We start from the raw sequence: 21,120 nt of genomic DNA on the forward strand, positions 1-21,120 counted from the left end.
AGATGAAAGATGTCGTTATCGTAGGTGCTGTCCGTACGCCCATCGGCTGTTTTCAGGGGGCGCTGGCGCGTCATTCCGCCGTCGAACTGGGTAGCCTGGTGATCAACGCGTTGGTCGAACGCAGCGGCATTGCCGCGACGTCGATCGACGAAGTGATTATTGGTCAGGTTCTGACCGCAGGTACCGGGCAAAACCCGGCGCGGCAGTCTGCGATAAAAGGCGGTCTGCCAAATACCGTATCGGCCATCACCATTAACGACGTCTGTGGGTCGGGGCTGAAGGCGCTGCATCTGGCGACCCAGGCGATTCAATGCGGTGAAGCGGATGTGGTTATCGCCGGCGGGCAAGAAAATATGAGCCGCGCGCCGCACGTGTTGACCGACAGCCGCACCGGCGCGCAGTTGGGCAATAGCCAACTTATCGATAGCCTGGTGCATGATGGCCTGTGGGACGCCTTCAACGATTATCACATGGGCGTCACGGCGGAGAATCTGGCGCGTGAGTATGGCATCAGCCGCGAGCAGCAGGATGCCTGGGCGTTAAGCTCGCAGCATAAAGCCCGCAAGGCTATCGATTCGGGGCGCTTTCGCGACGAAATCGTTCCGGTGATAAACCCACAGCCTGGCGGTCAGCCGCAAATTGTGGATACCGATGAGCAGCCGCAAACCGATGCCAGCGCGGAAGCACTGGCGCGGCTGAGCCCGTCGTTCGATCTGTCGGGCTCGGTGACGGCGGGTAACGCTTCATCCATTAACGACGGCGCGGCGGCAGTGTTGATGATGAGCGAAAGCAAAGCGCTTGAACTGGGGTTACCTATCCTGGCGCGGATCCGTGCGTTTGCCAGCGTGGGGGTGGATCCGGCGTTGATGGGGATTGCACCGGTTTATGCCACGCGACGGTGCCTGGAGCGCGCAGGCTGGCAGTTGAATGAGGTGGATTTGATTGAGGCCAACGAAGCTTTCGCCGCGCAGGCCATTTCGGTGGGTAAAATGCTGGAATGGAACGAACAGAAGGTCAACGTCAACGGCGGAGCGATCGCTCTGGGGCATCCGATAGGCGCATCGGGCTGCCGAATTCTGGTTTCTCTGGTTCACGAGATGATTAAACGCGATGCGCGCAAAGGCCTGGCGACGCTGTGCATCGGTGGTGGTCAGGGGGTTGCCCTTGCCGTCGAGCGAGACATTCAGTAAATCTGCTTTAGTTTCTCCATTCTATTTTTTTCTTCAGAAAGACCTCATTCGAGGTCTTTTTTTGTTTATATACGCTGGGTTAAGAGACCAGGAAAGGAATTGTGTCTAGTTTCTTCCTTTATATATTTATTTTTATTTGTGTCATCTGTAAGAGATATGAATGAGTAAATGCTTAGCCGAATCATTGATTAAACATAAATTATTACTATTGCTAAGAATAACTCACGTTACTTCTTTTTCGGTAAGTTCATGTAAAGTAAGTAAATTATTGATTTTTAAATTCAGGAAAAATAAATCTTTGTGATCTAAGTTTTATTTTTTAAGGGTTGCGTCTGTTTTTTGTTGAGCTTTATCACGTCCTCCTTGTGCCAGATTTTCTGAAACAAATAATTACGATCTCGATCACTAAAATAGAAATTTGGAAAAAATAAAATTCAATTTCATAAAAAAGAAACATAATTTCAATTGAGGGATGGCAAATGTTAAAGAAAACTCTGGCCCTGGCCGTATTATCTGGCATGTCTTTCGCTGCATCTGCGGTAACCGTTGACCTGCGTCATGAATATATTGACAGCGGTTCCAACGCTGACCGTGTTGCGGTTTCTCATCGATTTGATAACGGTCTTGGTTTTGGCGTCGAAGCAAAATGGAAAACGGGTGGTGATACTGATAAACAGGATCGTCCGTTTAACGAAATGGTGGGTAATGGTCACGAAGAATCCATTAACTGGCGCTGGAAGGCGACAGATAACTTTGCCCTGAACCCAGGCTTTAATATTGAAAGTAAAGACAGCTACTCCATCTACAAACCGTACCTGCACGCGCAGTACAGCTTTGATAATGGTTTTTATGTGGCGGCGCGTTACCGTTATGAATATACCCGCGTTCCGGCCACTTCCAGCAACGGCGGCGGCGTAGATGACAAGGTCAATAAAGTGGATACCTGGGTTGGCTGGGCGATGGGCGACTGGCGTGTGGAACTGAACTACGTTTATGCACGCAGTACCGTGGCAGACGATCAGCATAAGAGCTTGTATCGTAACAATAATAAACCTTACAGCACCGAATATAACGCTAAGATGGCCTACAAGTGGGACAAAAACTGGTCTCCGTATTTTGAAGTGGGCAACGTGGGTGTGAAATCTACCGATGAACGTCAGACCCGTCTGCGTGTAGGTGTGGCTTACTCCTTCTAAATAAACAAAACCGGACCCTCATCCGTTTTCCCCCCGGAGCATTTGGCCGGGGGTTTTCGTTTTTGTGGGGGCAGAAGCATATACAGCGCGCACAATCTATTTCTCTGGCTCGGATATTCCCTCGCCCCTTTGGGGAGAGGGTTAGGGTGAGGGGGGGAGCTTGGTGTAAAACCCTCACCCCATCCCTCTCCCTTAAAAAGGGAGAGGGGGCCGTCCGTGCCAAGGGGCGAGGGAATAGCAACGTCCGCACAAACCGCAGGCAAAAAAAAGCCCTCCAGAGGAGGGCAAGGCCAGTTACAGAAACACTAAACTTAAAATTCTTATGCTTGCATGAACTTACGTTCGGTTGGCAGTTTGGCGATATACAGCGCCGGCTTGCCGTCTTTGTCAGAGCTGAACAGCACCGCGCTGTCGTCCGGGGTAAAGGACGGATGCGGGTGAGTCACCTGACGGCTGTTTTGTACCGTTGCCCACGAGGTATCGTGACGGGCAACCGGGAAGTAGGCTTTCTTCGCTACGTCAAACGCGTACAGATACGGATCGTTATCGATGGTATAGCCGCTGGTGTCCTTCACGTCGACCGGGGTACCGGAGCCGTCGCCGACCAGCAGGGTGCCGTCGAAATTACTCATCAGGTGTGAACAGGCCGGCATTTGCATCAACGCTTCGTTGACGTTGGTGTCCGGGTTGAAACGGTAAATGGTACGACCCTGTTTGCCTTTCAGATAAGAAACGTAAACCAGCGCGGAGCCATTCGGAACCCAGAATTCGTGGGTGCAGCTTTCGCCTTCCGCATGTTCTTTAACTTTACGTACGTTGCTGCCGTCTTCGTTGACCATCCACATGCGCGCGTCGACCAGGTCGTGCGGGCCTTCGTGGCAGAATGCGACAGTGTTGTCGTCAAACGGACGGTAGATCGGATGGCCGAGCCAGTTTTTCTCTTCGTGGATCACCGCGCTTTCGCCGGTTTGCAGATCGACACGCAGCAGGCGGCAGTGCGGGCCTTTATGGAAGAAGTCGTGGAACAGTTTCCAGTCGTTCAGCGGCGTCCAGTCGCTTTTGGCGATTTCAATGCCGACCAGCTTGGTACAGTCGCTGTTGGACACCCAGGTACCGTAGCCAACCCAGTCGTCCGGCACGCGATAGACTTCGCGCTCGGCCAGAGTTTCAAGATTTACTTCCAGCAGAGTGCGGTCGTTCTTAACGTAGTAAAGGGATTTGTCGTCCGGAGACAGGAAACCACCAAAGGTGTTGTCGCCAGCGCCTTCGGTCAGCTGTACGGCTTCGGCGTTCGCCACATCCAGTAAGTAGTAGTTCCAATGGCCATCGAACTCACCAGCAAACAGCAGATGGCTACCATCGTTAAAGAAGCACTTCTGATAGAAGTAGTTACGATGACAGGTGACTTCTGGTGGTGTTAAGCGGGTGACCTCCGCGCCGGTGTCCGGGTCGCGGCTGACCTCATAATTCAATTTTACCCGCATGCCTTTAGCCATGGTGCTCTCCTTTTACTGATGCGGTCGCGAGGTGCTATCAACTTCGCTGGCCGATGTGGATGTCATTTTAAAAATTAGGTGTTAATTTATCAAAACACCGTTTCAATGTTTGTGATGGCAGACGCACTTTATACGAAAAATCATCATTTCTGCGACTTTTTTGATAACCCTTTACCCCTCCCGTCAAGCGTATCTTTGATTTTGCGACATCATTTACCTCATACAGAGTATTTTTCAAAGAAAATGTAACTAGATGAATAATATTGTTTTTTATTTTTGGCTGAGGGTGGGTAACGGCGTATTCGTGATCCCATTTGCATTTTTGATATTAATTCACAGAAAAAATGAAACGATGTTTTATTTGCAATTGAAAACCCATTTCATCAGGGATAAGATACGTGCATTAACAAAACGGAACGAAGTTTCGTTCTGTAATAGAACATAAGACCACATTTTCCTGGAGGTTCAGGTGGAAGTAAGACAGAGCATTCATAGCGCTCATGCTAAAACGCTGGATACGCAGGGGCTTCGCGAAGAGTTTTTAGTTGAGCAGGTATTTGTCGCCGACGAATACACCATGGTGTACAGCCATATCGATCGCATTATCGTTGGTGGCATCATGCCGGTGGCGAAAACCGTATCGGTTGGCGGCGAAGTGGGCAAGCAGCTTGGCGTGAGTTACTTCCTGGAGCGCCGCGAGCTGGGCGTCATCAACATTGGCGGCGCGGGTACCATCACCGTTGATGGCCAGTGCTACGAAATTGGCCATCGCGACGCGTTATACGTGGGCAAAGGGGCTAAAGAAGTGGTTTTCGCCAGCGTCGACGCGGCGAAACCGGCGAAGTTCTACTACAACTGCGCGCCGGCACACACCACTTACCCGACCAAAAAAGTGACCCCTGCCGATGTAGCACCGGTGACCCTGGGCGATAACCTCACCAGTAACCGCCGTACCATCAATAAATATTTTGTGCCGGACGTACTCGAAACCTGTCAGCTCAGCATGGGCCTGACCGAACTGGCGCCAGGCAACCTGTGGAATACCATGCCGTGCCATACCCACGAGCGCCGCATGGAAGTCTACTTCTATTTCAATATGGATGAAGACAGCTGCGTGTTCCATATGATGGGGCAGCCGCAGGAAACGCGTCATATCGTGATGCACAACGAACAGGCGGTGATTTCGCCGAGCTGGTCGATCCATTCAGGCGTAGGTACCAAAGCGTATACCTTCATCTGGGGGATGGTGGGTGAGAACCAGGTCTTTGATGACATGGATCATGTAGCAGTGAAGGATCTGCGCTAGTCGCGGACAGCATTAGTTCAATGATGCCTGTCCGGTACAGGCGCTAACGATAAGGAATATAAAATGATTTTGGATTCATTCTCTCTGCAGGGCAAAGTTGCCGTTGTTACTGGTTGTGATACCGGTCTGGGTCAAGGTATGGCGCTGGGTCTGGCTGAAGCGGGCTGCGACATTGTGGGTATCAACATTGTTGAACCGACTGAAACCATCGAACGTGTAACCGCGATGGGTCGTCGTTTCCTGAGCCTGACCGCTGACCTGCGTCAGATCGACGGCATCCCGGCGCTGCTGGAGCGTGCGGTGGCGGAATTCGGCCATATCGATATCCTGGTCAACAACGCTGGCCTGATCCGTCGTGAAGACGCGATCGACTTCAGCGAAAAAGACTGGGACGATGTCATGAACCTGAACATCAAGAGCGTGTTCTTTATGTCTCAGGCGGCAGCTAAGCACTTCATCGCGCAGGGTAAAGGCGGCAAAATCATCAACATCGCTTCCATGCTCTCCTTCCAGGGCGGCATCCGCGTTCCGTCTTACACCGCTTCCAAGAGCGGCGTAATGGGCGTAACCCGTCTGATGGCGAACGAGTGGGCGAAACACGGTATCAACGTCAACGCGATTGCTCCGGGCTACATGGCGACCAACAACACCCAGCAGCTGCGTGCTGACGAAGAGCGTAGCGCCGCTATCCTCGACCGTATCCCGGCTGGCCGTTGGGGTCTGCCGAGCGACCTGATGGGGCCGATCGTGTTCCTGGCTTCCCCGGCATCTGACTACATCAACGGCTATACCGTTGCCGTAGACGGTGGCTGGCTGGCGCGCTAATTTTTAGCCTGCCCAATAAAAAAACCTGCTGCGGCAGGTTTTTTTATGCCTGTGAAAAGCATGGGCTGTATGAGATTTATCCATATAGGAAGGTGCAAATAATCCATACTTAAATGATGATAATGAAATTATCACCATTGTGTATTGCCTCTTACAGGCATTATGCAACACGGCTGGCTTCCATCTGAAAGTCAAATGTCCATCACAAAACGATGTGTCGCAGCAATATTGTCCATGTTAATAACCTTTCCCGCCTGACACTCCTGTTCATCAATCTCTTACTTTCGTTGTATGTCTTACTCTGTCTGGCAGGAAAATATGGCTTCAATCAGTAACGATCCTTCGCTCATGCCGCGCACCCAGCGCGACACTCGACGTATGAACCAGTTTGTCTCGGTTGCCGCAGCGGTCGCGGGGCTGCTTTTTGGTCTCGATATCGGGGTGATTGCCGGCGCGCTGCCGTTTATCACCGATCACTTTGTGTTATCCAGCCGCCTCCAGGAGTGGGTGGTGAGCAGTATGATGCTGGGAGCGGCGATCGGCGCGCTGTTCAACGGCTGGCTGTCATTCCGCCTGGGGCGTAAATATAGCCTGATGGTCGGGGCCGTACTGTTTGTTGCCGGGTCGCTCGGCTCGGGTCTGGCGACGAACGTCGAAATGCTGTTGATCGCCAGGGTTATTCTCGGCGTGGCCGTCGGTATTGCCTCTTATACCGCACCGCTTTATCTCTCCGAGATGGCCAGCGAAAACGTGCGTGGCAAGATGATCAGCATGTATCAGCTGATGGTGACGTTGGGGATAGTGCTGGCGTTTTTGTCCGATACGGCCTTCAGTTACAGCGGTAACTGGCGCGCGATGCTTATCGTGCTGGCGCTGCCAGCGGTGGTGCTGATTGTGCTGGTGGTGTTCCTGCCGAATAGCCCGCGCTGGCTGGCGGAAAAGGGCCGTCATATTGAAGCCGAAGAGGTGCTGCGCATGCTGCGCGATACCTCGGAGAAGGCGCGTGATGAACTGAATGAAATCCGCGAAAGCCTGAAGCTGAAGCAGGGCGGCTGGGCGCTGTTTAAGGTCAACCGCAACGTGCGCCGCGCGGTGTTCCTCGGCATGCTGTTACAAGCGATGCAGCAGTTCACCGGTATGAATATCATCATGTACTACGCGCCGCGCATCTTTAAAATGGCCGGATTCACCACCACGGAACAGCAGATGATCGCCACGCTGGTGGTTGGCCTGACCTTTATGTTTGCCACCTTTATCGCCGTGTTCACCGTGGATAAAGCTGGGCGCAAACCGGCGCTGAAAATCGGCTTTAGCGTGATGGCCGTGGGGACGTTGGTGCTGGGCTACTGTCTGATGCAGTTTGATAACGGCACGGCATCAAACGGGCTTTCCTGGCTGTCGGTGGGGATGACAATGATGTGCATCGCCGGTTATGCCATGAGCGCCGCACCGGTGGTGTGGATCCTGTGCTCGGAAATCCAGCCGCTGAAGTGCCGCGATTTTGGTATCACCTGTTCCACCACCACCAACTGGGTGTCGAATATGATTATCGGCGCGACCTTCCTGACGCTGTTGGATGCCATTGGGGCGGCGGGCACGTTCTGGCTGTATACCGCGCTGAACGTGGCCTTTATCGGTGTGACCTTCTGGCTGATTCCAGAGACCAAAGGGGTGACGCTGGAGCATATTGAACGCAAGCTGATGAAAGGCGAGAAATTGCGGGATATCGGCGTGTGATGAGTGCCCGGTGGCGGCTACGCCTTACCGGGCCTACAAGGTACGTCAAACGTAGGCCGGGTAAGGCGTAGCCGCCACCCGGCTTTTTTACACCTTCGCTAAATACAGCGCTGGCATCCCCTCTGTGTCCGAGGTGTACAGCACCCACTTCCCGTCCGGCGAGAACGACGGATGCGGATGCGTCACCTGGCGGTCGCCGTCCAGCACCTTCCAGCTGCTGTTGTGCTGGCAGATCGCTTTTTTGTCGCCAGTTTTCAGATCAAACACCCAGATAAACGGATCGTTGAGGTTGATATCCCCGGTTTTATGCGGCGCGCCGTCGCCGACGACCAGTGAACCGTCGTGGTTACTCATCAGGTGAGAGCAGGGCGGAATCTCCATCAGCTGGCGGTTTTCCAGCGTTGCAGGATCCGCGCTGTACAGATAGCGGTGCGGGCTGTTTTCCTGATGGGCGACGTAATAGAGCGCCGAGCCGTCCGGCACCCAAAATTCATGCGTAAAGCTCTCGCCTGGCTGCTGCTGGCGCACGCAGCGAACGTTGCTGCCGTCGTTGTTAATCAACCACATGCGAGCGTCAATCGCATCGCGCGGCCCCTCATGGCAGAACGCGACGGTATTGTCGTCGAACGGGCGGTAAATCGGATGACCGAGCCAGCGTTTTTCCTGCAAAATGGTCCGCTGTTCCCCGGTTTTCAGGTCAATGTTAATCAGGCGGCATTCCGGGTTGGTAAAGTAGAAGGCGCGGAACTTCGACCAGTCGGTGAGTGGCTGCCAGTCGCTTTTCTTAATCTCAATGCCGACAAGCTGCGTGCAGTCGGAGTTGGCGACCCAGGTGCCGTAGGCCACCCATTGGTCATCCACTTCGTACACCACATGTTCTTCCAGCGTCGTGAGATCCACGCGACGCAGTTGGCGGGTATCTTTGACGTACCATAATGACTGGTCGTCATCGGAAAGAAAGCCGCCGAAGGTGTTATCGCCAGCACCGTCGGTCAGCTGGGTTGCCTGTTGGGCGGCAATATCCAGTAAGTAATAGTTCCAGTGCCCCTCGAACGCGCCGCCAAAAATCAGCTTGCTCCCATCGCGGGTAAAGCATTTTTGGTAGAAGTAGTTCCGGTGGCAAATAATGTGTGGTGGCGTCATCCGGATCACCTCGTGACCGGTTTCGCTGTCCTTCTGATGGCGGAAATTCAGCGGGATGATTTTGCCTTTCATGTCCTTTCTCCTTGAATAAAAAAATACCCCGCAACCGAAGTTGCAGGGTATTAACACATGATGGCGCGATTAGCGCATTGCGCGTTTCAGGATACGTTCACCCTGGCGCTGGAAGTCGGCTGCCGCGTCTTCAACTGATTTCTGACCATAGTCGATGTACTGCAGAGTGGTACCGAACTGGGCCACGATCTGCGGATCGTCGAAGTACGGAGACACGCTCAGTTTCGCCGGCAGAGACTGTGCCAGACGCAGGCCAGCAACGGACGGATCGCTCTCTTTCAGGATGCCGTCTTCGGTCAGGTATTTCACCGCAACCTTGCTCAGCGGCACGCCACGCTCCAGGCCCAGCGTATCCACGCCTTCTTTGCTGTTCAGCAGGAAGTTGATCACTTTCGCTGCCGCTTCCGGGTTCTTAGTCGACTTACCGATAGACAGCATCTGCGCCGGTTTGAAGAACAGACCCGCGTCGGTGGCGCCCGGCAGCATTGGGTAGCTACCCAGCTCCAGCTTCGCTGGCGGCTTCAGGTTGTCAGAGTATTTGTTAATGGTGGAGTTCCACATGTAGGTACCGCCCCACTCACCCTGAATCCACGGCTTCATCTCATACATGTTGCTCTTACCAAATGACGCATAGTATTTGGTGTCCGGCATCACGTGGCTATCGACCAGCTTTTTATACATCTGGAAGAACTCAACCCACTGCTCTTTGGTGTAGGAGAATTTCTTCGCCTTTTCATCAATCGCCGGGATGTTGTACTTCTGAATCATGTAAGAGTTCAGCAGCGCCAGGGTATCCTGGTGCTCCAGTACCACCGGGTAGTACTGTTTACCCAGCTTGCTTTCAAAGGTTTTACCCGCAGCCATCAGGTCGTCCCAGGTTTTCGGGTATTCAACGCCAGCCTGTTTCCAGGTTTCGTCGTTGAAGTAGAACACGCGCGCGGTGACGGAGATTGGGATCCCGTTCAGCTTGCCGTTGACGGTGGTGGACTGCAGCTCTTTGGCATCAAACTGGCTTAAGTCGATCACGTCCTTCATTTTGTTCAGGTCATAGAAGCCGTCGCCGTTTTTGGAGAAGATCGGCAGCCAGTTCCAGTTAGTCTGCATCACGTCCGGCTCGGTACCGCCAGCGATCTGGGTGGTCAGACGGGATAAGTGGCCGTCCCAGCCGGTGTATTCCGCTTTTACGTTAATGTCCGGGTTCTGCTTGTGGAACTCTTCCAGCGCCTTCAGTGTGACCTGGTGACGGCCATTGCCGCCCCACCAGGACATACGAAGGTCAACATCCTTAGCCATAGACGGCAGGGCGGTAAGGCCCAGAGTGGCGGAGATTGCTGCGCTTAAAAGCACTTTTTTCATTTTAATACTCCAGATTAGAGGGAGAGGTTCTGTTCAGTTTTAGCGTCAAAAATATGACATTTGTTCATGTCAAACTTAAAGTACACCTTGCGATGAAGCCCCTTATCAATCATTGGCTTAGCTTCATCTGAAGGGATGCGTGCCGTCAGCTCGTAGTTCGCGACTTTCAGGTAAACGAAGAACTCGTGCCCCATGTTTTCCACGCGGACCATCTCACCGCTGCAGCCGCCTTCAGCGAACGGCTCATCGGACAGGGAGACAAATTCCGGACGAATACCGTAGAACACTTCCTGATTTTCTTGCGCCGTCAGCTTGTTGTGCAGATCTTCGCTCAGCGGCATAAACTCATCGCCGATGCTCAGGTTCAGTCGACCCTCTTTGCTCACCAGTTTACTGGCGCGAATGTTCATTTCCGGCGCGCCGATAAAGCCCGCAACGAACATGTTTTTCGGTTTGTGGTACAGGTTGTCCGGGGTGTCTACCTGCATGATGTGGCCAAGCTTCATCACGCAGATACGGTCGCCCATGGTCATCGCTTCGGTCTGATCGTGGGTAACGTAAACGGTGGTGGCCGGCTTGCCGGATTTCTTCAGCTGCTTGTGCAGGTCGGAAATACGGATACGCATGGAGGCACGCAGCTTGGCGTCGAGGTTCGACAGCGGTTCATCGAACAGGAACACGTCCGGCTTTTTCACAATCGCGCGGCCTACGGCCACACGCTGTGCCTGACCACCGGAGAGCTGACGCGGCAGACGATCCAGCAGCTCTTCCAGCTCGAGGATTTTCGCCGCTTCGTTTACCTGGGCGTCGATCTGATCTTTCGGCATTTTGCTCAGCTTCAGGCCAAACGCCAGGTTCTCACGTACGGTCATGTGCGGATACAGCGCGTAGTTCTGGAACACCATCGCAATTCCGCGCTCTTTCGGCGCGAGGTTGTTGACGATCTTCTCACCGATGCGGACTTCGCCGCCGCTGATGGTTTCCAGGCCAGCCAGCATACGCAGGGTGGTGGATTTGGCGCAGCCGGACGGACCGACGATAACCATAAACTCACCTTCTGCGATTTTCAGGTCGATACCATGTACCGCTTTGAAGCCGTTGGAGTACACTTTTTCCAGTTTGTTGAAAATAACTTCAGCCATGATATATCCCTCTTAACCTTTAATTCCGCTGCTGGTAACGCCCTGTACGAAGTAGCGCTGCGCCAGGAAGAACACAATGATGGATGGCAGAATGGAGATGCTCGCCATTGCCAGAATTTCGTTCCACGGCGCCCCTTCGGTGACGTCGATGGACATTTTCAGTGCCAGTGCAATCGGGTACTTATCAACGCTATAGACGTAGATCAGCGGGCCGATAAAGTCGTTCATGGACCACATGAACTGGAACAGGGCGACGGAGATAATCGCCGGCTTCAGAATCGGTACCACCACATACCACAGCACCTGGATGGAGTTACAGCCGTCAATCTGTGCTGCTTCTTCCATGTCACGCGGTACGCCGCGCAGGAACTGAATCAGCATGAAGACGAAGAACCCTTGCGTGGCGAAGGCCAGCGGCAGGTACAGCGGCATATAGCTGTTCAGCATGCCCATTTCACGGAACATCAGGTACTGAGGAATCAGCAGTACGGTGCTCGGCAGCAGCATGGTGGTGATGAGCGTCGCGAACCAGAATTTCTTCCATGGAATCTCGAAGCGGGCAAAGCCGTACGCCACGATAGTGGAGGAGATAATGGTCAGAATCACTTTCGGGATCACATACTTGAAGGTGTTCAGCATGTAATGACCGAAGGTGTACTCGGTACCGGTTTTCCAGCCGTTAATAAAGCCGTCCCAGGTAGCGTGTGCCGGCCACAGGCTCAGCGTGGTGAAGATCTCGTGGTTCGGTTTGAACGATGCCGAGAACATCCACGCCAGCGGGTAGAGCATTAACAGACCGACAATCAGCAGGATGGTGTAGCGAACCCATGCGTTGATCTTCTCACGGCGAAGGGTGCGGGCAACCTCACGTTCAGCGATGCTTCTTGCGTCGGAGATTTGTTGAATATCAGCCATTTTTGCCTCCCTTATCGGCGGAGTAGAACACCCAGTATTTTGAAGACTTAAAGGCAATGGCAGCGAAGACTGCTACAACCAGGAACAGAACCCATGCCAGCGCCGCGCCGTAACCCATGTCGAAGTACTTGAACGCTGTGTCGTAGATGTACAGCGAGAACAGGTACGTTGAGTAGGTTGGGCCACCGCCGGTGATGACGTACGGTCCGGTAAACTCCTGGAATGCCTGAGTGGTCTGCATGATGAAGTTGAAGAAGATAACCGGCGTAATCAGCGGCACGGTCACTTTCATAAACATCTGCCATTTAGAGGCGCCATCGATCATCGCCGCTTCGTACTGAGACTGCGGAACGTTTTGCAGGGCCGCCAGGAAGATAACCATCGCGGAGCCGAACTGCCATACGCGCAGCAGAGTTACGGACATCAGCGCCAGAGACGGTTCGCCCAGCCAGTTGACCGGATCGAAACCGAATACGCCGATAAAGCTATTCAGCAGGCCGTCGATGGCGAACAGCGCGCGCCACAGTACCGCGATAGCCACGGAGCTACCGAGGATAGACGGGATATAGTAAGCGGTACGGAAGAAGCCAATTCCGCGTAATTTAAAGTTAAGAACAAACGCAATCCCTAAAGCAAATGCCAGTTTTAATGGGATTGTCAAAAATACGTAGGCAAAAGTTACGCCCATGGATTTCCAGAAGAGCGCATCTTCAGTAAACATGTAGCGATAGTTTTCGATGCCGTTAAACACCGGCGGACTCATCAAGTCATACTCAGTAAAACTGAGGAAGAAAGATGAAACGAACGGGAAGGCCGTGAAGATTATCAACCCGATTATATAGGGTGAAATCCACGCCAAACCCAGCATTCTGTTTTCATTCATACATACCTACCTGGCGAACAAGTGTGTCAAACGGATTGGGTGTTGGTTACATCCCTCGCGCCTGCTGGCGCCAGAGCGTTTAAAGCGTTAACTTGGTGTCGGTCATGCAGCCTTTCCCTGTAAGTGAATGTAATACAATAAAAATTAACATCGTCCATTGTTCGGTGTTGTTGCGTTTCAAAATCTCATGCTTTGCGACAATCATTTTATAAAACACCGTTTTAAATTTATTTTATTGCGATTTGTTTCTACGTCATTCGATTAATCGTGAAAATGTGATCGGAGTCGAAACGATGTTTCATTATAGTGACGGCGATGGCGTTTTTGTCCCTCAGCCAGCACCATTCGGGGCTTCTGGTATGGAAGTTGACAGCCGAAATATCTATTAAGCGTGATATAATTGATTGTTAAAATGATTAAGGCGCTAATCTTTGTTGAGGGTGAAAAATATAAAGCCTCAGCGAAAAAGATGAGGCTTTGATCACAATAAAAGGCTTATTCTGGAAACATCCAGAATGTATACGTTGTATGACCCGTCAGTTATTTGTCGGAATCATCACAATACCGATTGGCGTTAAATTTGTGCAATGGCGCATCAAATCGCCCGGCGAGACAAACATATTTTGGTTGGTCCGCAGCGCAGCCAGCGCATCGAAGCGCCTGACGGTGGTATCAAGGCCTAACAGCGACGCGTGCGCCTGGGCAAAATAGAAAATGGCTTCCGCCAGCGCATCGGTCATGGCGGGTGTCGGTTGCGTGTTATTGTCCATAAAGGCGTGGTGCAGAGCTTCGCACAGCGCTTCATCGCTGGCGGTTTCCGGCGCGGCGTTCATATCATATTGATTAAAGGTCACCTGGCGCTGCTTCATCCAGTCGGCGGCTTTATCGAGCAGCGTTTCGCCAATGGCCGAATCCAACTGTGTGGCATGACGGAACTGCAGGCGGAAGGCGCTTCCGGCATCGTCAAAGCATTGGGCGACGAACTGTGAACAGACCATCGGATGCTTACCGGGCGTCTGCTGTTGCTGAATAAACTGAGTTATCGTCGCGGTCAGCTTTTTCAGTATCCGAATAATCACCTGCTGTTTTGGGCTGGTTATCGAGAATTTTTTATACATCAACAACAAACCAACCATATACAGCCCGGCATGGTCATAGGGTTCCTGATTATTCAGGTGCTGGCGCGCCGCCTGAGTGACAGGCGTGAGCGGCGATGCTGTTGTGTGGCGATAAACATGAATGGTGCGGCCCTTAAAACGCTTTTCAGCAGGGTTGGTGGTTACCTGTGGCGGCATTTCTTCCACGATGGTGGGCGGGCAGGTCTCAAAATACATCGCGGCGTGACTGACCGGGGCATCGGTCAAAAAGGTAATCGCCCAGGAAATAAAACTTTTCTTTTCCGGTGAGAAGAGCAGCACATCCGCTGGGTGAAGATCGTTAAGTGAGAGTACTTTCATAAAATTCCCTTTTCATTTCCTGACCAGTGACGGCAGATACGCGCTAGCATAACGCGCCTTATTTTTCGGCGACTGTGATGGAAATCGACGTTAGATCTCAGCGGAATGCGTGAAAATTTGCGGGGAATCTGAGACGGTAGGGCAAACGGGATAAACGGAGAAACGCCGCCCTTCGCGATGAAAAGCGGCGGAAGCGTCGAAGCTTATGCTTTCAGGAAATCCTGGCGCACTGGGGTGAAGGTATCGAGCAGGGTACCGGCTTTCAGGCACACGCAGCCGTGCATGATGTTCGGCTGTTTGTACAGCGTATCGCCCGCGGAAACTACGTGCTTTTCGTCGCCAATGGTGAATTCAAACTCACCGGACAGCACGTAGGTCAGCTGCTCGTGCGGGTGGTTGTGCATTGGGCCAATCGCGCCCTGTTCGAAGTTGACTTCAACCGCCATCATCTTGCCATCGTGCGCGAGAATGCGGCGGGTAACGCCATTGCCCAGATCTTCAAGCGTGGTTTCTTTATGGAAAATAAACATCCGGCTGTCCTGTTTTATGTTGAAACGGTGTTTCATTAAATTTATATCAGAAACGATCAAAAAGAAAACGCGAGCCGCAGATGTGGAAAGTTGATCACAACTTTGCTTCACTGGCAGGACGACAACGCACAAGGAACCACGATGAAAACGATTGGTCTGTTAGGCGGGATGAGCTGGGAGTCGACCATTCCCTACTATCGCCTGATTAATGAAGGGGTAAAGCAGCGACTTGGCGGTTTGCATTCGGCGCAGATCTTACTGCACAGCGTGGATTTCCACGAGATTGAACTGTGCCAGTCACAGGGCGACTGGCAGCGTGCGGGCGAGATCCTCGCTCAGGCCGCGCGGGGCCTTCAGCAGGCGGGGGCGGAAGGTATCGTGTTGTGCACCAACACCATGCACAAAGTCGCTGAGGCGATTGAAACCGCCTGTGAGGTGCCGTTCCTGCACATTGCCGACGCCACGGGCCGTGCGATTCAAAAACAACGGATGAACAACGTTGCGCTACTCGGCACGCGTTACACCATGGAACAGGATTTCTACCGCGGACGTTTGCAGGCGGAATTTGGCATCAGTACGCTGATTCCCGAAGCGGACGATCGACAGAAGATTAACCAGATCATCTTTGATGAGCTGTGCCTCGGCGAATTCAGCGACGCCTCCCGCGACTATTACCTGAGCGTGATAGCGGCGCTGGCGAAGCAGGGCGCGCAAGGGGTGATCTTTGGCTGCACCGAAATTGGCCTGTTGGTGCCCGCTGAACTGAGCCCGCTCCCGGTGTTTGATACGGCGGCGATCCATGCCGAAGACGCGGTGGCGTTTATGCTCTCTTGATCTCGCTAAGCACCGCCTCCAGCGGGTCGGTAATGCGTGACAGGTGCGCCTGAAGATGGGCCGTAAACGTCTCCAGCAGCGCCGAGGCCGGGCGGTGTAGCGGGCGAATCAGACTGACGGTGAACGGCACGTCGACGCTAAAGCGGCGAATGGCAACGCCGCTGTTGACGTAGTCCAGCGCCGTTAGCGGGTTCACCACCGAAAGGCCGACGCCGGCTTTGACCATCGCGCAGATAGAGGCGGCGCTGTGCGTTTCGACCACCATGCGCCGCTTCACCTGATGTTCATTAAACAGCGCATCCAGCAGTTGGCGATAGCTGTCAGTGCGCGACAGACTGATGTAGTTCTCGCCCTGAAAATCGGCTGGCGTCAGCACTGCTTTCGCGGCCAGCGGGTGTGCCTGCGGCAGAACGCACACTTCGTTGAGCGTGAGCAGCGGCGTGCGCTCGGTGCCTGCGGGCGTGTGCAGCGTCTCCGTCAGGCCCAGATCGTGGCGCTGCGCCGACAGCCACTCTTCCAGTAGCGGCGACTCCTGCGGCACGATTTGAATATTGACCTGCGGGTAGCGCGCGAGGAACGGCTGGAGCAACGGCGGTAAAAAAGATTGCGAGAACACCGGCAGGCAGACAATCGACAGCTCGCCCTGACGGAATTCACGCAGGCTTTCGGCGGCGCTGACGATGCGGTCCAGCCCATACCAGGATCGCTGCACTTCTTCAAACAGCCGCAGTCCTTGCACCGTCGGGTGCAAACGTCCTCGGCTGCGTTCAAACAGCTTTAAGCCGAGAACCTGCTCGAAGCGCGCCAGCTCGCGGCTGACGGTTGGCTGTGAGGTGTGCAGCATTCGCGCGGCTTCCGTCAGGTTTCCCGCCGTCATAATGGCATGAAAGATTTCAATATGGCGCAGGTTTACGGCTGGCATCGGCGATCCTCACAGGTCTGTACACCATATCATTTTTGCATAGACTCGCGATAAAACGATATTTTTTATTCTCTTTCGCCTGTGGCGTAATCATAAAAAAGATGATTACCGGAGTCCGCTATGCCACGCCCGCTCAACAATACCGACACTGACCTGACCGCCGACAACCTGCTGCGCCTGCCTGCCGAATTTGGCTGTCCGGTGTGGGTGTACGATGCGCAGATTATTCGCGCGCAGATTGCCAAACTGAATCAGTTTGACGTGGTGCGTTTTGCCCAGAAGGCGTGCTCGAATATTCACATTCTGCGTCTGATGCGTGAGCAGGGCGTGAAGGTGGATTCCGTCTCCCTCGGCGAGATTGAACGCGCGCTGGCTGCAGGCTATGAGCCGGGCGAAGGGCGTGACGATATCGTTTTTACCGCTGATATGATTGATGAGGCGACGCTGGCCCGCGTGCGTGAGTTACACATTCCGGTGAACGCCGGCTCAGTCGATATGCTGGAGCAGCTCGGCAGCATCTCTCCGGGGCATCGCGTGTGGCTGCGCGTTAACCCAGGGTTCGGCCACGGCCACAGTCAGAAAACCAACACCGGCGGCGAAAACAGCAAGCATGGCATCTGGTACAGCGATCTGCCGGCGGCGCTGGCGGTGATCCAGCGTTATCAGCTGAAGCTGGTAGGCATTCACATGCATATCGGATCCGGCGTCGATTATGGCCATCTGGAGCAGGTGTGCGGCGCGATGGTGCGTCAGGTGGTGGAGTTTGGTCAGGATCTGGAGGCGATCTCCGCGGGCGGCGGGCTGTCAATCCCGTATCGCGAGGGCGAGGAGGCGATCAACACCGATCACTACTTTGGTCTGTGGAATGCCGCGCGTCAGCAAATCGCGCAACATCTGGGCCACCCGGTGAAGCTTGAGATCGAACCGGGGCGTTTCCTGGTAGCGGAATCCGGCGTGCTGGTGGCGCAGGTGCGCAGCGTAAAAGCGATGGGCAGCCGTCACTTTGTGCTGATTGACGCGGGCTTCAACGATCTGATGCGTCCGGCGATGTACGGCAGCTATCACCATATTTCCGCGATGGCGGGCGATGGTCGTGCGCTGGAAAACGCCCCGCAGATTGAAACCGTGGTGGCGGGTCCGCTGTGTGAATCCGGCGATGTCTTCACCCAGCAGGAAGGGGGCAAAGTGGAAACTCGCCTGCTGCCTGCGGTGGTCCCGGGCGATTATCTGGTGCTGCACGATACCGGTGCTTACGGGGCGTCGATGTCGTCAAACTACAACAGCCGACCGCTGCTGCCGGAAGTGCTGTTTGATAACGGTGTGGCGCGGTTGATTCGTCGTCGTCAGACGATTGAAGAGCTGCTGGCGCTGGAACTTATCTGAGGGAATGCCTGATGGCGCTGCGCTTATCGGGCCTACGGGGATGTAGGCCGGATAAGGCGCTTGCGCCGCCATCCGGCACGTTATTTGTAATACGGTCCCGTTGTGACCGAATCGCGCAATACCAGCGTGCCGGTGAACGGCGGTATGGTTTCAATCTCTTCGCCCGCGGCCAGCTTAATGGCCTGGTCAATGGCGGTGACGATCATGTTATCGATCGGCAGGTACACCGTCGACAGCCCCGGCTCCAGCCACTTGGCGCTCGGGGCATCATCAAAGCCAAACAGTGAAATATCCTGAGGAATATGTAGCCCCGCCTGATGCAGCGCCTTCGACGCGCCCAGCGCCATGTCATCGTTACAGGCAAACAGCGCGCTGAACTTCACTTTCTCTTCCAGCAGCGCGTTGCACATGTCATAGCCGCAGTTCATGGTCGAATCGCCATGCTTCACTTTTGCCGGATCCCATTTTATGCCGTTCTGTTCCAGCGCCCGACGGTAGCCCTGCAAACGCGCTTTACCGGTTGGCGTATGAATAGGAACGGTAATGCAGGCGATGTCCCGATGCCCTTGAGAAATCAGATACTCTACCGCCTGGAATGCGGCATCCTGCTGTTCGAAGAACACGCAGCGATCGCGCGCCTGGCTGACGTCGCGGTTAATGACGACCAGCGGCATCGGAGTCGTGTTCACCAGCGACATGATCGCTTTTTCGCTCATATGGCGGGTGTAGAGCACGATGGCGTCGCACTGGCGATCGGCCAGCATCTGCACCGCCTGCTCTTCACGCTCGGGCGTATCGTGGCCATCGGTCACAATCAGCTGTTTACCCCAGGCTTCCGTCTGACGGGAGGCCTGCTGTAACAAACGACCAAAGTAGAAGCCGTCGAAGGTTGAGACAACGAGGCCAATGCTGTTGCTGGTGCGATTGGCCAACGAGCGCGCCAGAAAGTTGGGCCGATAGCCTAACTCCTCCATCGCTTTAAACACCTGTTTACGGGTGCTCTCTTTGACCTGACCGGTACCATTCAGCACACGGGAGACCGTTGCTTTCGACACGCCAGCGCGTATTGAGACATCCAGCATTGTTGCCATTGTTAATCCCTGAAACTCCGTGATGACCCGCAGTTTATCACAGACATTCACCACTCATACGAACTCTACAGCGGATAAAAAACCTATCGCGATCACGCTTTTGCAGTTAATCGCGCTAAGAACCGCTCCTTCAGCATGTGGTATACCAATAATTGTATTTCTTTCTGTTTGGAATACCAAAATAGAGGTTGGGAGCTTAATCACAGAACTTTTCGTTAAGGATGACTATTTTTGGTATGCCAAAAGGTGTTTGGCTGTACACCGGATGCGCGATAAAGCCCTTAAACTTGAGGTACTTTCTATGGCATTGCAGGACAAACTGATTGATTCGCTGGGGAGTTTCGCCACGAAATTCAATAGCTATCGCTATATCATGGCGATCAAACACGCCTTTATTACGCTGATGCCGGTGATCATCGTTGGCGCCTTCTCCGTACTGATCTCCAACATGGTGTTGGATCCGAAAAACGGTCTCGCCAGCTTCCAGTCGCTGTCGTTTCTGGCGTCTCTCAAACCGATTACCAGCGCCATCAACTACGCCACGCTGAACTTCCTCAACATTGGCGCCGTGTTCCTGATCGGCATCGAGCTAGGAAGAATCAACGGCATTAAGACCCTGTTCCCCGGCCTGCTGGCGGTGATCTGCTTTATCTGCGTCACGCCGACCACCGTACAGATGATGGTCGACGGGCAGATGCATGAAGTCAAAGATGTGCTGCTGCGTCAGTTCTCTGACACCCGCAGCCTGTTCCTCGGCATGTTTATCGCCATTCTGTCGGTCGAGATCTACTGCTGGCTGGAAACGCGCAACGGGCTGAAGATCAAAATGCCGGACACCGTGCCGCCGAACGTCGCCGCGTCGTTTTCAGCGCTGATCCCGGCGATCATTACCGTCACCGCGATCGCCACCTTCGGCTTCATCTTCCATCAACTGACCGGCATGTACCTCTACGACGCGGTTTATCAGGTGGTGCAGCAACCGCTGGAACGGGTGATGCAGAGCCTGCCGGGGATCCTGCTGCTGATGTTCGTGGCGCAGATCTTCTGGGTGATCGGCATTCACGGTAACCAGATGATCAAACCCATCCGCGAACCGCTGCTGCTGGGGGCGATTACCGTCAACATGAGCGCCTTCGAGCAGGGTAAAGAGGTGCCGAATATTATTACGATGCCGTTCTGGGACGTGTATATGAGCATCGGCGGGTCCGGACTGACCATCGGGCTGCTGATCGCGGTGATGATTGCCACCAAGCGTAAAGAGATGAAAGAGATCGCCAAGCTGTCGATTGGCCCGGGGATCTTCAACATCAACGAGCCGGTAATCTTCGGTATGCCGATCATGCTCAACCCGATCCTGGCGATTCCCTTCATTATTACCCCGCTGGTGACCGGCAGCATCGGCTATTTCGCCACCGTCACCGGGTTTGCCGGTAAAGCCGTGGTGATGGTGCCGTGGACCACGCCGCCGCTGATCAACGCCTGGCTGTCGACCGCAGGCTCGATGGGCGCGGTAGTGACGCAGCTGATTTGTATCGTCGTGGCGGTGCTGATTTACCTGCCGTTCGTCAAAATCGCCTCCCGCCGCGCCGAGATTTCCGAACGCCTGGCGGCCAAATCCCCGGCTACCGATAACTTCTGAGGA

The 21,120-nt window shown here is 53.9% G+C and carries 18 protein-coding genes; 8 read left to right on the forward strand and 10 right to left on the reverse strand.

What is annotated here, in order from left to right; all coding sequences use genetic code 11:
• Nucleotides 1-2 precede the first annotated feature (2 nt).
• Together K7B04_RS09530 and K7B04_RS09535 are read left to right on the forward strand one after the other, a co-directional pair.
• Nucleotides 3-1,190: an acetyl-CoA C-acetyltransferase gene (locus tag K7B04_RS09530; RefSeq protein ID WP_163446087.1), complete on the forward strand. Its 1,188-nt coding sequence runs from the start codon at nucleotides 3-5 to the stop codon at nucleotides 1,188-1,190.
• A gap of 479 nt (nucleotides 1,191-1,669) precedes the next feature.
• Nucleotides 1,670-2,386: an oligogalacturonate-specific porin KdgM family protein gene (locus tag K7B04_RS09535; protein WP_065358234.1), complete on the forward strand. Its 717-nt coding sequence runs from the start codon at nucleotides 1,670-1,672 to the stop codon at nucleotides 2,384-2,386.
• A 320-nt stretch (nucleotides 2,387-2,706) separates the two neighbouring features.
• Here K7B04_RS09535 and K7B04_RS09540 read toward each other — a convergent pair whose 3' ends face one another.
• A complete protein-coding gene (locus tag K7B04_RS09540; RefSeq protein WP_064542904.1) occupies nucleotides 2,707-3,882 on the reverse strand; it encodes an oligogalacturonate lyase family protein in 1,176 nt (391 codons plus the stop codon).
• Between the two features lie 469 nt (nucleotides 3,883-4,351).
• Between K7B04_RS09540 and kduI the strand changes: the two genes are divergently transcribed.
• The 3 genes from kduI to K7B04_RS09555 all read left to right on the forward strand — a co-directional run bounded on the left by kduI (nucleotide 4,352) and on the right by K7B04_RS09555 (nucleotide 7,750).
• The gene (kduI, locus tag K7B04_RS09545; RefSeq protein WP_064542907.1) at nucleotides 4,352-5,188 is read left to right on the forward strand and encodes a 5-dehydro-4-deoxy-D-glucuronate isomerase; all 837 of its coding nucleotides are present in this window, start codon (nucleotides 4,352-4,354) and stop codon (nucleotides 5,186-5,188) included.
• Between the two features lie 63 nt (nucleotides 5,189-5,251).
• Complete coding sequence (kduD, locus tag K7B04_RS09550) at nucleotides 5,252-6,013, forward strand: 2-dehydro-3-deoxy-D-gluconate 5-dehydrogenase KduD (protein ID WP_064542911.1); 762 nt, start codon at nucleotides 5,252-5,254, stop codon at nucleotides 6,011-6,013.
• 318 nt (nucleotides 6,014-6,331) lie between these two features.
• Nucleotides 6,332-7,750 carry a sugar porter family MFS transporter gene (locus K7B04_RS09555; RefSeq protein ID WP_163449356.1) on the forward strand — a complete coding sequence of 473 codons (1,419 nt, stop codon included), beginning with the start codon at nucleotides 6,332-6,334 and terminating at the stop codon, nucleotides 7,748-7,750.
• 87 nt (nucleotides 7,751-7,837) lie between these two features.
• Here K7B04_RS09555 and K7B04_RS09560 read toward each other — a convergent pair whose 3' ends face one another.
• The 7 genes from K7B04_RS09560 to K7B04_RS09590 form a co-directional block, all read right to left on the reverse strand.
• Complete coding sequence (locus K7B04_RS09560) at nucleotides 7,838-8,965, reverse strand: oligogalacturonate lyase family protein (protein ID WP_163449355.1); 1,128 nt, start codon at nucleotides 8,963-8,965, stop codon at nucleotides 7,838-7,840.
• A 69-nt stretch (nucleotides 8,966-9,034) separates the two neighbouring features.
• On the reverse strand, nucleotides 9,035-10,321 hold the full coding sequence (locus K7B04_RS09565) for an ABC transporter substrate-binding protein (protein ID WP_064542917.1): 1,287 nt from the start codon (nucleotides 10,319-10,321) through the stop codon (nucleotides 9,035-9,037).
• A gap of 14 nt (nucleotides 10,322-10,335) precedes the next feature.
• Nucleotides 10,336-11,463, reverse strand: a complete 1,128-nt coding sequence (locus K7B04_RS09570; protein WP_064542921.1) for an ABC transporter ATP-binding protein — start codon at nucleotides 11,461-11,463, stop codon at nucleotides 10,336-10,338.
• 12 nt (nucleotides 11,464-11,475) lie between these two features.
• On the reverse strand, nucleotides 11,476-12,378 hold the full coding sequence (locus K7B04_RS09575) for a carbohydrate ABC transporter permease (protein WP_064542924.1): 903 nt from the start codon (nucleotides 12,376-12,378) through the stop codon (nucleotides 11,476-11,478).
• Nucleotides 12,371-13,261 (reverse strand): sugar ABC transporter permease, encoded by an 891-nt coding sequence (locus K7B04_RS09580; RefSeq protein ID WP_064542927.1) that lies wholly within the window; start codon nucleotides 13,259-13,261, stop codon nucleotides 12,371-12,373. The genes K7B04_RS09575 and K7B04_RS09580 overlap by 8 nt, the downstream gene beginning before the upstream one ends.
• Nucleotides 13,262-13,797: 536 nt before the next feature.
• Nucleotides 13,798-14,718: a hypothetical protein gene (locus K7B04_RS09585; protein ID WP_223803893.1), complete on the reverse strand. Its 921-nt coding sequence runs from the start codon at nucleotides 14,716-14,718 to the stop codon at nucleotides 13,798-13,800.
• Nucleotides 14,719-14,921: 203 nt separating this feature from the next.
• A complete protein-coding gene (locus K7B04_RS09590; protein ID WP_163449353.1) occupies nucleotides 14,922-15,248 on the reverse strand; it encodes a cupin domain-containing protein in 327 nt (108 codons plus the stop codon).
• 141 nt (nucleotides 15,249-15,389) lie between these two features.
• On the opposite strand from K7B04_RS09590, the gene K7B04_RS09595 reads away from it, so the two are divergent.
• Nucleotides 15,390-16,082, forward strand: coding sequence for an aspartate/glutamate racemase (locus tag K7B04_RS09595; RefSeq protein ID WP_223803894.1), 693 nt, complete (start codon nucleotides 15,390-15,392; stop codon nucleotides 16,080-16,082).
• Here the strand turns inward: K7B04_RS09595 and K7B04_RS09600 are convergent.
• Complete coding sequence (locus K7B04_RS09600) at nucleotides 16,069-17,004, reverse strand: LysR family transcriptional regulator (protein WP_064542938.1); 936 nt, start codon at nucleotides 17,002-17,004, stop codon at nucleotides 16,069-16,071. The two genes, K7B04_RS09595 and K7B04_RS09600, sit on opposite strands and share 14 nt — an antisense overlap.
• 120 nt (nucleotides 17,005-17,124) lie before the next feature.
• Between K7B04_RS09600 and lysA the strand changes: the two genes are divergently transcribed.
• On the forward strand, nucleotides 17,125-18,387 hold the full coding sequence (gene lysA / locus K7B04_RS09605) for a diaminopimelate decarboxylase (RefSeq protein WP_223803895.1): 1,263 nt from the start codon (nucleotides 17,125-17,127) through the stop codon (nucleotides 18,385-18,387).
• A gap of 80 nt (nucleotides 18,388-18,467) precedes the next feature.
• Here the strand turns inward: lysA and K7B04_RS09610 are convergent, their stop codons facing one another.
• Nucleotides 18,468-19,478 carry a LacI family DNA-binding transcriptional regulator gene (locus tag K7B04_RS09610; RefSeq protein WP_163449350.1) on the reverse strand — a complete coding sequence of 337 codons (1,011 nt, stop codon included), beginning with the start codon at nucleotides 19,476-19,478 and terminating at the stop codon, nucleotides 18,468-18,470.
• A gap of 301 nt (nucleotides 19,479-19,779) precedes the next feature.
• On the opposite strand from K7B04_RS09610, the gene K7B04_RS09615 reads away from it, so the two are divergent.
• Nucleotides 19,780-21,117, forward strand: a complete 1,338-nt coding sequence (locus K7B04_RS09615; protein WP_064542950.1) for a PTS transporter subunit EIIC — start codon at nucleotides 19,780-19,782, stop codon at nucleotides 21,115-21,117.
• Nucleotides 21,118-21,120: the final 3 nt, after the last annotated feature.

Origin of the sequence: Kluyvera sp. CRP (assembly GCF_019930565.1) — a bacterium.
GTDB lineage: Bacteria > Pseudomonadota > Gammaproteobacteria > Enterobacterales > Enterobacteriaceae > Kluyvera > Kluyvera georgiana_A.